The organism is Micromonospora sp. NPDC001898, from assembly GCF_042891255.1.
In the GTDB taxonomy this organism is placed as follows: Bacteria; Actinomycetota; Actinomycetes; order Mycobacteriales; family Micromonosporaceae; genus Micromonospora.
Genome location: NZ_JBIATC010000002.1, coordinates 621,043 through 634,422, shown reverse-complemented (window position 1 = coordinate 634,422; position 13,380 = coordinate 621,043). Strand labels below are relative to the sequence as shown.

Sequence of the window (13,380 nt, the reverse complement as noted above, 5' to 3'; positions counted from 1 at the left end):
GACGCCGATGAAGTGGTCGTGCCAATCATTTTCGCGCCAAGGCGTCGGGCATTGTCAGGCCAGGTGACGGTCGATCTCGGCCAGCTCCTCTGCGGTGAAATCCAGGTTGTCCAGGGCCGCGACGTTCGTCTCCAACTGCGGCACGCTGCTCGCCCCGATGATCAGGCTGGTCATCCGGGGGTCGCGCAGCGCCCAGGCGAGCGCGAGCTGGGCCAGGGACTGCCCGCGCCGCCCGGCGACCCCGCCGAGCGCCCGTACCGTGGTCATCGTCTTCTCGTCCAGGTTGCTCTCGTTTAGGAAGACGCTGGTGCGCACCCGGGAGTCGGCGGGGACGCCGCCCAGGTAGCGGTCGGTGAGCAGCCCCTGGGCGAGCGGGCTGTACGCGATGCAGCCGGCCCCGACCCGCTCCAGCGTGTCCAGCAGCCCGTCGCCCTCCGTCCAGCGGTTGAGCATCGAGTACGACGGCTGGTTGATCAGCAGCGGCGTGCCCAGGTCGCGCAGGATCGCGGCGGCCCGCTCGGTCTGCGCCGAGTCGTAGTTGGAGACGCCCACGTAGAGGGCCTTGCCGGAGCGGACGAGCGCGTCGAGCGCGCCCATCGTCTCCTCCAGCGGGGTGTCCGGGTCGAACCGGTGCGAGTAGAAGACGTCGACGTAGTCCAGACCCATCCGGCGCAGCGACTGGTCCAGCGAGGAGACCAGGTTCTTGCGGGAGCCCCATTCGCCGTACGGGCCGGGCCACATCAGGTACCCGGCCTTGCTGGAGATCACCAGCTCGTCCCGGTACGGCTTGAGGTCGGTGGCGAGGAGCCGCCCGAAGTTCTCCTCAGCGGCACCGGGCGGCGGGCCGTAGTTGTTGGCCAGGTCGAAGTGGGTGATCCCGAGGTCGAAGGCGCGGCGGACGATGTCGCGCTGCCGCTCGAAGGGGCGGTCCGGGCCGAAGTTGTGCCACAGCCCGAGCGAGACGGCGGGCAGCCGCAGCCCGCTGCGCCCACTCCGTCGGTAGGTCATGGTCGTGTAGCGCTCGTCGGCAGCAAGGTAGGTCACGCCACCGACCCTATCGACGCCCCGGTGGCCGGGAGGTTCGCGCCCGCGCGGTGGCGGTGTCGGCGCGAACCTCCCGGGCTGTCGGGACCGGTCAGGCCGGGGTGCAGGTGGGCGTGGGAGTCGGGGCGGACCCGCTGCCGATCAGCCCGAGGGTGGCGGTGCCACCGGGGGCCAGCCGGCCATTCCAGCCGACGTTGCGGGCGGTGACGGTGTTCCCGCTGGTCGACACGGTGGCGTTCCAGGAGTTGGCCACGCTCTGACCGGCGCCGAACGTCCAGCGGACCGTCCAGCCGATGATCGGCGCGGTGCCCGAGTTGCGCACCGTCACCTCCGCCTGGAAGCCGCCGGGCCACTGGTTGACCAGCTTCCAGCTCGCCGTGCAGCCCGCAGGCGCGGTCGGCGTCGGGGTCGGGGGCGGGCTGGTCGGCGTCGGGGTCGGTGAGCCGGTGGGGCTGACGGTCGGTGTCGGGCTCGGGCCCGCGTGCTTCCAGTCACCCAGCTCGTCGAGGGTGAGTACGTGCGGGTCGTCCCGGTAGACCCGGCGCAGGAAGTCCAGCGGGTTCGACTGCCCGTCGGTGAGGAAGTCGCCGGACCAGGTGACGAACCAGCTCCAGTCGGCCCGGTAGACGCGGGTCAGCGCCGGGTCCGGGATGGAGCCCACCTCGCCCAACGCGACCAGCTTGCGGTCGCCGCCCAGGGCCACCAGCTTGTCGTACGACGCGCTTACCGGCCCGTGGTCGCCGGCCGGCGGGTACGAGTCGACGCTGACCACGTCGACCACGTCGTCGCCCGGGTACCAGTCGGTGCCGACCGAGTTCCACACCCAGACCAGGTTGGTGAGCTGGTGGTGGTTGGTGAGCCGGTCGTACATCAGCCGGTAGAGCTGCTTGGCCGGGCCGGGGCCCTTGGCGCCCCACCAGAACCAGCCGCCCTCGGCCTCGTGCAGCGGTCGCCAGAGCACCGGCACGCCCGCGTCACGCAGCCGGGTGAGCTGCACGGCGATCGCGTCGATGTCGCGGATCAGCAGTCTGTAGTCGGCGGAGTTCGGGTCGGCCAGCGCCGCCGCCACGTCGAAGGTGGTGGCGTCGGTGTAGAAGCCGCGCCACCACTCCTTGCCGGGGGTGTCGATCAGACCGCTCGGCGCGTTCCAGTGCCAGGCAAAGGTGACGATGCCACCCCGGGCGTCCCAGGCGAGCGCGTTCTCCACCTCCGTGGAGGTGGTGCCGCGTTCGACCCGGCTGGGCGAGTAGTCCATCAGGTCGAGGCCGGCGATGGCCGGCGCCTTGCCGACGTTCTCCTCCAGCCAACGCACCCCGCCCATGTCCTGTTGGCCGGAGAGCACGTCAGTGCCGTAGTGCGCGGTCAGGTAGCGCATCAGCGCCCGTGCCGGGGCGTCGGCGTCGGGGTTGACCAGCGCGCCGGTGAACTGGTGCGGGGGCGGGTCGCTGACCGGGGCGAGCCGGATCGCGTCGATCTCGTACCAGCCCCAGTTGTTGCGTACCGTGATGGTGTTGTCGCCGGCGCGCAGCAGCACCTTGCCGGCCGCGACGGTGGTCCATTCGGTGCTGGCCGGCAGCACGACATCGCCGTTGCCGGCACCGTTGAGCAGCAGCGAGGCGGTCTTCTGGCCGTACGGCGCGCGGTAGGCCACGGTCAGCTCGAACAGGCCGCCGGGGGAGTTGGGCACGGGAACGGCGACCTGGTCGTCGGCGGCGTCGAAGCCGGCGACGTAACCGGTTCCGGAGTAGCCGGCGGCGGCGGTCTCGACGGTCACCCCGGTGAGGGCGCCGCTCTCCGCCTCGTACACGGTGGGGCTGGCCGCCGAGGCGGCCGGGGCGAGGCCCGGGATCAGGGGCGCGAGCAGCAGCAGGGCGGCGGCCAGCGCCAGCCGGGCGGGACGGGACCGGAGACGGGGACGGGGACGGGTCATGACGGGCTCCCGGAGCGGTGACGGTGGATGGAAGCGCTCCCACAATCGATCCACGGCTATCCGTTTGTCAACTCGACGGAGAGGAAAAATCGCCTTCCTGCACGGAATGTGCTGATAAGGTGCCCTACCTTTCGCGTAGTTTCGGGGGATGCGCTTCGTCCAGCTCGACACCCCCAAGCCCATCTCCAAGATCGGCCTCGGCACCTGGCAGTTCGGCTCGAAGGAGTGGGGCTACGGGCCCGACTACGAGCGCCGGGCGGAGGACATCGTCCGGCGGGCGCTCGACCTCGGGGTCACCCTGTTCGACACCGCCGAGGTGTACGGCTTCGGCCGCAGCGAGCGGATCCTCGGCGCGGCCCTCGGCGACGACCGGGACAGGGTCGTGGTGGCCAGCAAGATCTTCCCGCTGCTGCCGGTCGCCCCGGTGGTACAGCAGCGGGCGGTCGCCTCGGCGGCCCGGCTCGGTGTGCGCACCATCGACCTGTACCAGGTGCACCAGGCCAACCCGGTGGTCGCCGACACCACCACCATGCGGGGCATGCGGGCGTTGCAGGACGTCGGCCTGGTCGTCGAGGTCGGGGTGAGCAACTACAGCCTGCGCCGCTGGCGGTTCGCCGAGGCCGCGTTGGGCCGGCGGGTGCTCAGCAACCAGGTCCGCTACAGCATGGTCGACCGCGGGCCCGAGGACGACCTCCTGCCGTACGCGGAGCAGGCCGGCCGGATCGTCATCGCGTACAGCCCGCTCGCCCAGGGCTTCCTGTCCGGCCGGTACGACGTAAAGAACCCGCCGAGCGGGGCGGTGCGCCGGGCCAACCCGTACTTCCTGCCCGTGAACCTGGAGCGCGGCGCCGTGCTGATCGGCGCGCTGCGCGAGGTGGCCGACGCGCACGACGCCACACCCAGCCAGATCGCCCTGGCCCACCTGCTGCGCCACCCCAACGTGGTGGCCATCCCCGGTGCGTCGAGCGTGGAACAGGTGGAGCGCAACGCCGCCGCCGCCGAGATCGACCTGGCCGACGACGAGTACGCGGCGCTGGCCGCCGCCGCCCGCGCCTTCCGCCCGGTCACCGGCCTCGCGGCGGTGCCGATGCTGATTCGCGCCCGGGCGGGGAGATGAGGGTCCGGGCCCGTGCGGGCGACGGGGCGGGGCGGCGGGCCGGGCCGCGCTAGCGTTGGTCGGGTGACTGAGCCCAACCAGGTTCTCCCGGTCCCGCCCGCCGACCTGCCCGCTACCCTGGGCGAGCTACGGGCCGTCGGGCACCGACACCGCACGGTCAAGCAGGAACTCCGCGACAACCTCCTCGCCCGGATGCGCACCGGCGAGGACCGCTTCCCCGGCATCGTCGGGTACGACGACACGGTGCTGCCCCAGGTCGAGCGGGCCCTGCTCGCCGGCCACGACATGGTGCTGCTCGGCGAGCGCGGCCAGGGCAAGACCCGGCTGATCCGTTCGCTGGCCGCGCTGCTCGACGAGTGGACCCCCGTCATCGCCGGCTCGGTGCTCAACGAGCACCCGATGCGCCCGCTCACCCCCGCCTCCCGCGCCCTGGCCGAGTCCGCCGGCGACGACCTGCCGGTCGCCTGGCTGCACCGCTCGCTGCGCTACGGCGAGAAGCTCGCCACCCCGGACACCAGCGTCGGCGACCTGATCGGCGACGTGGACCCGATCCGGATCGCACAGGGACGCACCCTCGGCGACCCGGAGACGATCCACTTCGGGCTGGTGCCCCGCACCAACCGGGGCATCTTCGCCATCAACGAGCTGCCCGACCTGGCCGAACGGATCCAGGTGGCGCTGCTCAACGTGTTGGAGGAGCGGGACATCCAGATCCGGGGCTACCAGCTACGGCTGCCACTGGACCTGTTCCTGGTGGCCAGCGCCAACCCGGAGGACTACACCAACCGGGGTCGGATCATCACCCCGCTCAGGGACCGGTTCGGTGCCGAGGTCCACACCCACTACCCGCTGGAACTGGAACTGGAGCTGGCGCTGATCCGGCAGGAGGCAGACCCGGTCGGCGAGGTGCCGGAGCACGTGCTGGAGGTGCTCGCCCGGTTCGCCCGCGCGGTCCGCGAGTCGCCGTCGGTCGACCAGCGCTCCGGTGTCTCCGCCCGGTTCGCCATCGCCGCCGCCGAGACGGTAGCCGCCGCCGCGCTGCGTCGCACCGGCCTGCTCGCCGCCGGCTCCGACCCGGCGCCCGAGGTGCCGGTGGCCCGGATCGGCGACGCCGTGTCGGTGACCTCGACGCTGCGCGGCAAGGTCGAGTTCGAGAGCGGCGAGGAGGGCCGGGAGACCGAGGTCCTGGATCACCTGCTGCGTACCGCCACGGACGACACGTTCCGGGCACGGCTGGCCGGGCTGGACCTGTCCGGCTTCACCGCGCTGGTGGACGACGGCCGGGTGGTGGAGACCGGCGAGCTGGTCTCCTCGGCCGAGTTGCTGCGCCAGGTCGGCACCGTGCCGGGGCTGGCCAAGGCGCTCGACCGGCTGGGGATGGGCGACGCGCCGACGCCGGAGCAGGCGGCGGCCGGTGTGGAGTTCGTCCTGGAAGGGCTGCACCTGACGCGCCGGCTCGGCAAGGACGTCACCGACAGCGGGCGCACCGTCTACGGCAGCCGGGGCTGAGCCGTGGCCGGCAACCGGTTCCGGTACGGGCAGTGGCACGGCGGGCCGGATCCGCTCGCGCCGCCGTACGACGTGCGGGCGGCGGTGGACGCGGTCGGCGCGGAGATGCTGGCCGGCGGCAGCCTGCGGAAGGCGCTGCGCGACCTGCTGCGGCGCGGCCCTCAGGGCCGGGGCGGCCTGGACGACCTGGCCGCCCGGGCCCGGCGGCTGCGCCGGGAGGCGCTGCGCCGGGGCGACCTGGACGGGGCGGTGACCCGGGCCCGGGCGCTGCTGGACCAGGCCCTCGTCGCCGAGCGGGACGAGCTGCGCGGGCGCACCGACGAGGCGGCCCGGTTCGCCGAGGCGGTGCTGGACAACCTGCCCCGGTCCACGGCCCGCGCCGTGCAGGAGCTCTCCGGGTACTCCTGGGTCAGCGCCGAGGCCCGGCAGGCGTACCAGCGGATCCTCGACGGGCTGCGCGGCGACGTGCTGGAACAGCGCTTCGCCGGGCTGCGGGCCGCGGCGCGGGCCGCAGCCGACCCGGCCGCCCAACGGCAGCTCGCCGAGATGATGCGCGACCTCAACGACCTGCTTGCCCGGCATGCCCGGTCGGAGGACACCACCGACGCGTTCGCGGAGTTCATGGGTCGGCACGGCGAGTTCTTCCCGGAGCGGCCGAAGGACGTCGACGAGCTCGTCGACGTGCTGGCCCGGCGCGCGGCGGCGGGGGAGCGGCTGATGCGGTCCCTGTCGGACCGGCAGCGCGAGGAGCTGGCCGGCCTGATGCGCCAGTCCCTCGGTGACCGGCTGGCCGGCGAGCTGTCGGCGCTGGACGCGAACCTGCGGGCGCTGCGACCCGACCTGAACTGGAATCGGGGCGAGCGGGTCCGCGGCGAGCAGTCGCTCGGGTACGGCGAGGCGGCCGACGCGCTCGGTGAGATCGCCGAGCTGGACGAGCTGCTGGACGCCCTCGACCAGGACCAGCCCGGGGCCACCCTGGACGACGTGGACGTCGAGGCGGTGTCCCGGACGCTGGGCCGCGACGCCGCCGACGACGTGCGCCGGCTGCGGGAACTGGAACGGGAGCTGCGCAGGCAGGGCTGGGTGACCCGGGACTCCGACGGGCTGACGTTGAGCCCGAAGGCGCTGCGCCGGCTCGCCGGCACCGCCCTACGCCGGGTCTTCGCCGACCTGACCGCTGGGCCGCGTGGCCAGCACGACCTGCGCTCGGCCGGGGCCGCCGGCGAGGCGAGCGGGGCGTCCCGGCCATGGGAGTACGGCGACGAGCAGCCGCTCGACGTGGTGCGCACCCTGACCCGGGCGGTCACCCGGGCAGGCCCGACGGTGCCCGTCCAACTCGCGGTCTCCGACTTCGAGGTGGTGGAGACGGAGCGCCGGGCGTCGGCGGCGGTGGCGCTCTGCGTGGACCTGTCGTACTCGATGATCTCGCAGGGGCGGTGGGGGCCGATGAAGCAGACGGCGCTGGCGCTGTCCCACCTGGTGGCGACCCGGTTCCCGCAGGACGCGTTGCAGATCGTCGGCTTCGGCCGGGAGGCGGCGCCGTTGACCCAGGCGGAGCTGGCGGCGGTGGAACCGGACCAGCAGCAGGGCACCAACCTCCAGCACGCGCTGCGGCTGGCCGGCCGGCACCTGCGCCGCCATCCGGACGCGGAGCCGGTGGTCCTCGTGGTCACCGACGGCGAGCCGACCGCCCACCTCGACCCCGACGACGGCGAGGCGTACTTCAAGTGGCCGCCGCTGCCGGAGACGATCGAGGCCACGATCCGGGAGGTGGACCGGCTGACCCGGGCCGGCGCCACGCTCAACCTGTTCATGCTCGGCGACGACCCGGGCCTGCGCCGCTTCGTCGACGCGGTGGCCCGCCGTTCCCGGGGCAGGATGTTCACCCCGGACCTCGACGACCTCGGCGAGTACGTGGTCAGCGACTACCTCCGCGCCCGCCGGGGCCGCCGCTGACGCCGGCTTCCGGGCGGGCGGACCGCCCCGCGCCCGGCGGTCCCCTGCCCGGGTGCCGAGGGGCCAGGCCCCGCCTGCGCCCAGCACCAGCGGATGCCGCAGGTGACCTCGCGTGTGCCCGGCGCCCTGGTCCGTGTGCGCGTTAGCCACCCCGTCCGGCACGCGGGCCGGACCGGGGTGGGCGGGGCGCGGGGCCGATGTCGTGAACGACTCAGCTCCAAAGGACCCGCGAGAGCACCTCCGACGGCCGGTCCCGTCCGGGTGAACCGGGGACGGTAGCCCGCCGATGCCCGCCCGGCCCCGGGGTTGACTGGGGGTCGTGGACAGCACGGGGTTGCGGCGGGCGTACGACGAGGTGCTCGCCGAGGTGGAGGCGGGCGGGTTCGAGCCGCCGGTGGGCGGGGAGCTGAGCGCCGAGCAGATCGTGGCGCACCTGGCGGCCAACGACGAGCTGATGAGCGAGGCCACCGAGGCGGTGCTGGCCGGGTCGCCGTTCGCGTACTACGACCTGGAGACCGTGCACCGGCCGCAGCTCGACGCGCTGGTCGCCGAGCACGGCGGGCTGGTCGGGCTGGCCGCCATGCTGCGCGCGACCAGCCAGAAGCTCTGCGTACTGGTGGACCGGCTGGGTCCGGCGGTGGCGCAGACGCTCGTCGAGACCCGCCTGCACGAGGACGTCGACCTACGGGTCGACGAGGCGCTGCCCTGGGGTCGCACCCTCGATTTGCACACCCGGGTGCACCTGCCCAAGCACCTCGACCAGCTCCGTGCCCTGCGCCCGGAGCTGCACGCGCACCGCGGCTGACGACCGGGTCTCGCCAGGGGATCCCGGTGCGGTACCGGTACCGATCGCTTCCACGACCCGACGTGGTCGGCCCAGGGCCTGCCCCTACGCCGATGTTGCTGGGCAGCGGAGCAGGGATGCGGTCCCACTGCTCGTCGGTGAGGCGGCCGTGACGGGACATCGGGAACAGGACGCCCGTCCGGGCGAGCGCGCCGGCAGGAACTGCCTGCCGGCGCTCGCCCGGACGGGTCAGTCGATCGCCTTGACCACCCGCGCGGGCACTCCCGCGACCAGCGTGCGGGCAGGCACATCACGGGTGACGACAGCGCCGGCAGCGACCACCGAGCCCGCACCGATGGTCACGCCCTGGGTGACCACGGCGGCCGCGCCGATCCAGACGTCGTCCTCGATCACGATCGGGGCGCTGGTGATGTACTCGCGCCGCTCGGCCAGGGGCAGCGGGTGCCCTCCGGTGATGAGGCTGACCTTCGGGGCGATCATGACGTTGTCGCCGATGCGGATGCCGCCGTGGTCCATGAACGTGCAGCCCTGGTTGACGAAGACGTTCTTCCCGAACCGCGTGTTCATGCCGTGCTCGGTGAAGAACGGCGGGTAGATCGTCACCAACTCCGGCAGCGGACCACCGAACACAACCGCCAGTAGTTCCGCACGCGCCTCGGTATCGCTGAACGGCAGCACGTTCAGCCGCGAGGTTGCGTCGGTCACCTGTGCGATCCGCTCCGCATAGCGCGCGAACTCGGGCGTCTGGACATACATGGCCTGGTCTGTGGTGGTGGGCATGCGCTGATCCCAGCACCTCGGCGAGGTGCGATCAAACAACCCCGAATGCGCCCAGACACAACCACTGGTTGTGGCCGTAGAGTGGGGTGTGGATGTCGAAGCGCTGCGCACGTTCGTGGCCGTGGCCGGGGCCGGCCAGTTTCAGGCCGCGGCAGACGAGCTCGGGATCAGCCAGCAGGCGGTCTCCAAGCGGGTCGCGGCCCTGGAGAAGTACCTGGGGGTCGCGCTGCTGGTACGCACCTCCCGCGGCTCCCGGCTGAGCCTGGACGGGCAGGTCTTCCTGCCGCACGCCAAGAAGGTCCTGACCGTCGCCGGGCAGGCCGAGCAGGCCGTGCGCCCCGGGGTACGCCCGCTGCGCGTGGACGTCCTCAATCGGCGCATCGCTCCGGCCCAGGCCGTCTACCGCTTCTACCGGTCCCGTCCGGAGGCCGGCCTGGACGCGGTCACGCTGGCCGAGGAGAACGCCGTCCAGGCCGCCCGGGCCGTGCTCGAAGGAACCATCGACGCCTCGTTCCGCGCCCTGCCGGCGGACCAGGTCCCGGCCGGGATCAGCGCCGAACGACTCCTGGACTCGCCCCTGGAGCTCCTGGTCGGGCCGAGTCACCCGCTGGCCAGCGCGGCCTGGGTCAGGCCCACCGACCTGGCCGGACACCGCATCTGGATCCCCGGGATCAGGCCGGGCACCGAGTGGGCGCAATTCTACCGGTCGCTGTCGCAGGCCTTCGGCCTGAGCATCGACGCGCTCGGCCCCGACTTCGGCGACGAGGCCCTGATGGACGCCCTGGCGGACTCGGCCTCGCTGGCAACCCTGGTCGGCAGCGAGGACCGCTACCTGTGGCCCCAGAGCTACTACCTGCGCCGCATCCCGCTGCGCAAACCGACCCCGCGCTACCCGCACGTGCTGCTCACGCGCACCGGGGACCAGCACCCCGTGCTGACCGCGTTGCGGGACCACCTGCGAGCCTCAAGACCGCAGACCACCGATGAGGTGTGGGTCCCGGACTGGGTGGCCCACTGAGCGGGCCGCCCGATTTGGCAGGCACGTCCTAGTCGACGACCGTGACGTCCTTCCAGAAGGCCACCCGGTCGCGCACCATCTCGGCTTCCGGCTTCGGCTCCGGGTAGTACCAGACCGCGTCGGTGCTGGTCCGCCCGTCGTGCTCCAGCGTGTAGTACGACGCGGTGCCCTTCCAGGGGCAGAAGGTGTGCGTCGAGGACTCCCGGACCAGGTCGTCGCGCAGGGCGGTGCGCGGGAAGTAGTGGTTGCCCTCGACCACCACCGTGTCGGTGCTCTCGGCGATCACGAGGTCGTTCCAGACGGCGCGCGGCATGCCGTCCACGGTATGCCGTCCACGGTATGCCGCGCGCGTGGGAACGGCCACCGTGGACGTCCCACGGGTTCGGCCCTGTCGCGCGTACAGTGATCGCATGTGTGCTGTCCGTGTGGATCATGGCATTGACCACGACGGAGCGGTGGATCTGCTGCGCCGGTCGTACGCCGCGGTCCCCGCCGGTGAGACCGTGCGCCTGGCCAAACGCACCTCGAACCTGTTCCGCCCGAGATCGGCGCCGAGCGTCCCCGGGCTGGACGTCAGTGGCCTCGGCGGGGTGATCGGGGTCGACCCCGAGGCGCGCACCGCCGACGTGCAGGGCATGTGCACCTACGAGCGGCTGGTCGACGCCACCCTGGCGCACGGGTTGATGCCGCTGGTGGTGCCGCAGCTGCGCACCATCACGCTGGGTGGCGCGGTGACCGGCCTCGGCATCGAGTCCACCTCGTTCCGGAACGGCCTGCCGCACGAATCCGTCCTGGAGATGGACGTGCTCACCGGCGCGGGCGAGATCGTCGCCGCCCGCCCCGACGGGGAGCACGCCGACCTCTTCGCCGCCTTCCCCAACTCGCTGGGCAGCCTCGGCTACGCCACCCGGCTGCGCATCGAGCTCGCGCCCGTGCGGCGGTACGTGGCCCTGCGCAACGTCCGTTTCACCGACCTGACCGCGCTGACCGACGCCATCGGCGAGGTCACCGCCACCCGGTCCTGGGCCGGGGAGCCGGTGGACGCGATGGACGGGGTGGTGTTCAGCCCCGGCGAGGCGTACCTGGTGCTGGCGGCCTTCACCGACGCCGCGCCGAGGGTCAGCGACTACACCGGCCAGGACATCTACTACCGCTCGCTGCGCCGGCTCACCCGCGACTGGCTGAGCACCTACGACTACCTCTGGCGCTGGGACACCGACTGGTTCTGGTGCTCGGCGGCGTTCGGGGTGCAGCACCCGGTCGTCCGGCGGGTCTGGCCGGCCCGCTGGCGGCGCAGCGACGTCTACCACCGCCTCGTCCGGCTGGAGCACCGGCACCAGGTCGCCGCGCGCATCGACCGGCTGCGCGGCCAGCCCGCCCGGGAGCGGGTGGTGCAGGACGTGGAGATCCCGCTGGAGGGCATGGCCGACTTCCTGCGCTGGTTCACCCGCGAGGTGCGGATGTCCCCGGTCTGGCTCTGCCCGCTGCGGTTGCGTGAGCCGGCCGGCCCCGGATCGGCCCGGCCCTGGCCGCTGTACCCCCTACGCCCCGGGCAGAACTACGTCAACATCGGCTTCTGGGGGACCGTGCCGATCGCCGAGGGCGCCGCCGACGGCGACGTCAACCGGCTGATCGAGCGCGCGGTGTCCGACGCGGGCGGCCACAAGTCGCTCTACTCGGACGCGTACTACGACCGTCAGGCCTTCGACCGTCTCTACGGCGGCGAAACCTGGCATGCGGTGAAGGACCGTTACGACCCGGACCACCGGCTCACCGGACTTTACGAGAAGGCGGTAGCACGAAGATGAGCCTGACCGATCGAGAACAGGGGGCGGCGAGCGTCCCGTCCACCCCGCCGGCCGGCGGCCGGCGCCCGGCCCCGACCGTGGCCGACGTGGTCCGCGCCGTCACGGCCGGACCCCTGCCGGTGCGGATCACCGGGTACGACGGCAGCGCCGTCGGCCCGTCCGACGCCGGGATCACCCTGGCCGTCCGCTCCGAGCGGGGCCTGTCGTACCTGCTCACCGCGCCCGGCGACCTGGGCATGGCCCGGGCGTACGTCAGCGGCGACCTGGCCCTGGGCGGGGTCCACGCGGGCGACCCGTACGAGGCGCTGCGGGTGCTCAAGGACGAGCTGAGGCTCCGCCCGCCGGCACTGGCCGACGGGCTGGCCCTGGTGCGCGGGCTGGGCTGGGAGCGGCTGATGCCGCCGCCGCCCCCGCCGCAGGAGGCCGCGCCGCGCTGGAAGCGGGTGATGAACGGGCTGCGCCACTCCCGGTCCCGGGACAGCACCGCCATCTCGCACCACTACGACGTCTCGAACGCCTTCTACGAGAGGGTGCTCGGCCCCTCGATGACGTACACCTGCGCGGTGTTCCGCGGTCCCGACGACACGCTGGAGCAGGCCCAGGCCGCCAAGTACGACCTGGTCGCCGGGAAGCTCGCGCTCAAGCCGGGGATGCGGCTGCTCGACGTGGGCTGCGGCTGGGGCGGCATGGTGCGGCACGCGGCCCGCGAGTACGGGGTCAAAGCGCTCGGGGTGACCCTGTCGAGGGCGCAGGCGCAGTGGGCGCAGGCGGCGATCGAGCGGGAGGGGCTGACCGAGCTCGCCGAGGTGCGGCACCTGGACTACCGGGACGCGCCGCGCGAGCAGTTCGACGTGATCTCCTCGATCGGTCTGACCGAGCACATCGGGGTGCGCAACTACCCGGTCTACTTCGGCGCACTGCGGAACCGGCTGCGGCCCGGTGGCCGGCTGCTCAACCACTGCATCACCCGGGCCGACAACCGGGCCCCGCACCGCTCCGGCGCGTTCATCGACCGGTACGTCTTCCCCGACGGCGAGCTGCCCGGCCCGGGCCGGCTGATCAGCGAGATCCACGATGCCGGGCTGGAGGTGCACCACGAGGAGAACCTGCGCCAGCACTACGCGCTGACCCTGGCGGGGTGGTGCCGCAACCTGGTGGCGAACTGGGACGAGTGCGTGGCCGAGGTCGGCGAGGGCACCGCCCGGGTGTGGGGCCTGTACATGGCCGGCTCCCGGCTGGCGTTCGAGCGCAACGAGATACAGCTGCACCAGGTGCTGGCCACCCGCAACGGCCCGACCGGGGTGAACGGCTACCCGCTGCGCCCGGACTGGACCGCCTGACCCACCGTAGGACAAAGGGGCGGCCATCCTCGGCCGCCCCTTTCGTCGAACCGATTGACAAGCAAGTTTTTTA

At 72.8% G+C, this 13,380-nt stretch carries 11 protein-coding genes; 7 read left to right on the top strand and 4 right to left on the bottom strand.

What is annotated here, in order from left to right:
• Positions 1–54 precede the first annotated feature (54 nt).
• Both mgrA and ACFYZF_RS07495 read right to left on the bottom strand, forming a co-directional pair.
• Complete coding sequence (mgrA, locus tag ACFYZF_RS07500) at positions 55–1,044, bottom strand: L-glyceraldehyde 3-phosphate reductase (protein ID WP_387016932.1); 990 nt, start codon at positions 1,042–1,044, stop codon at positions 55–57.
• 91 nt (positions 1,045–1,135) lie between these two features.
• Positions 1,136–2,974 carry a glycosyl hydrolase gene (locus ACFYZF_RS07495; protein WP_387016930.1) on the bottom strand — a complete coding sequence of 613 codons (1,839 nt, stop codon included), beginning with the start codon at positions 2,972–2,974 and terminating at the stop codon, positions 1,136–1,138.
• Between the two features lie 148 nt (positions 2,975–3,122).
• Between ACFYZF_RS07495 and ACFYZF_RS07490 the strand changes: the two genes are divergently transcribed.
• The 4 genes from ACFYZF_RS07490 (at position 3,123) to ACFYZF_RS07475 (ending at position 8,361) form a co-directional block, all read left to right on the top strand.
• Positions 3,123–4,091: an aldo/keto reductase gene (locus ACFYZF_RS07490; protein ID WP_387016928.1), complete on the top strand. Its 969-nt coding sequence runs from the start codon at positions 3,123–3,125 to the stop codon at positions 4,089–4,091.
• A 63-nt stretch (positions 4,092–4,154) separates the two neighbouring features.
• On the top strand, positions 4,155–5,600 hold the full coding sequence (locus ACFYZF_RS07485; protein ID WP_387016926.1) for a magnesium chelatase: 1,446 nt from the start codon (positions 4,155–4,157) through the stop codon (positions 5,598–5,600).
• Between the two features lie 3 nt (positions 5,601–5,603).
• Positions 5,604–7,556 carry a VWA domain-containing protein gene (locus tag ACFYZF_RS07480; RefSeq protein WP_387016925.1) on the top strand — a complete coding sequence of 651 codons (1,953 nt, stop codon included), beginning with the start codon at positions 5,604–5,606 and terminating at the stop codon, positions 7,554–7,556.
• Positions 7,557–7,875: 319 nt separating this feature from the next.
• On the top strand, positions 7,876–8,361 hold the full coding sequence (locus ACFYZF_RS07475) for a hypothetical protein (protein WP_387016924.1): 486 nt from the start codon (positions 7,876–7,878) through the stop codon (positions 8,359–8,361).
• Between the two features lie 228 nt (positions 8,362–8,589).
• On the opposite strand, the gene ACFYZF_RS07470 is transcribed toward ACFYZF_RS07475, so the two are convergent.
• The gene (locus tag ACFYZF_RS07470; protein ID WP_387016922.1) at positions 8,590–9,141 is read right to left on the bottom strand and encodes a sugar O-acetyltransferase; all 552 of its coding nucleotides are present in this window, start codon (positions 9,139–9,141) and stop codon (positions 8,590–8,592) included.
• Positions 9,142–9,229: 88 nt separating this feature from the next.
• On the opposite strand from ACFYZF_RS07470, the gene ACFYZF_RS07465 reads away from it, so the two are divergent.
• Positions 9,230–10,159, top strand: a complete 930-nt coding sequence (locus ACFYZF_RS07465; protein WP_387016920.1) for a LysR family transcriptional regulator — start codon at positions 9,230–9,232, stop codon at positions 10,157–10,159.
• Positions 10,160–10,187: 28 nt separating this feature from the next.
• Here ACFYZF_RS07465 and ACFYZF_RS07460 read toward each other — a convergent pair whose 3' ends face one another.
• Positions 10,188–10,472, bottom strand: a complete 285-nt coding sequence (locus ACFYZF_RS07460) for a DUF427 domain-containing protein (protein ID WP_387016918.1) — start codon at positions 10,470–10,472, stop codon at positions 10,188–10,190.
• Positions 10,473–10,569: 97 nt separating this feature from the next.
• Between ACFYZF_RS07460 and ACFYZF_RS07455 the strand changes: the two genes are divergently transcribed.
• Positions 10,570–11,967 (top strand): FAD-binding oxidoreductase, encoded by a 1,398-nt coding sequence (locus tag ACFYZF_RS07455; protein WP_387016916.1) that lies wholly within the window; start codon positions 10,570–10,572, stop codon positions 11,965–11,967.
• Entirely contained in the window at positions 11,964–13,307 is a 1,344-nt protein-coding gene (locus ACFYZF_RS07450) for a class I SAM-dependent methyltransferase (protein WP_387016915.1), read from the top strand. The genes ACFYZF_RS07455 and ACFYZF_RS07450 overlap by 4 nt, the downstream gene beginning before the upstream one ends.
• Positions 13,308–13,380: the final 73 nt, after the last annotated feature.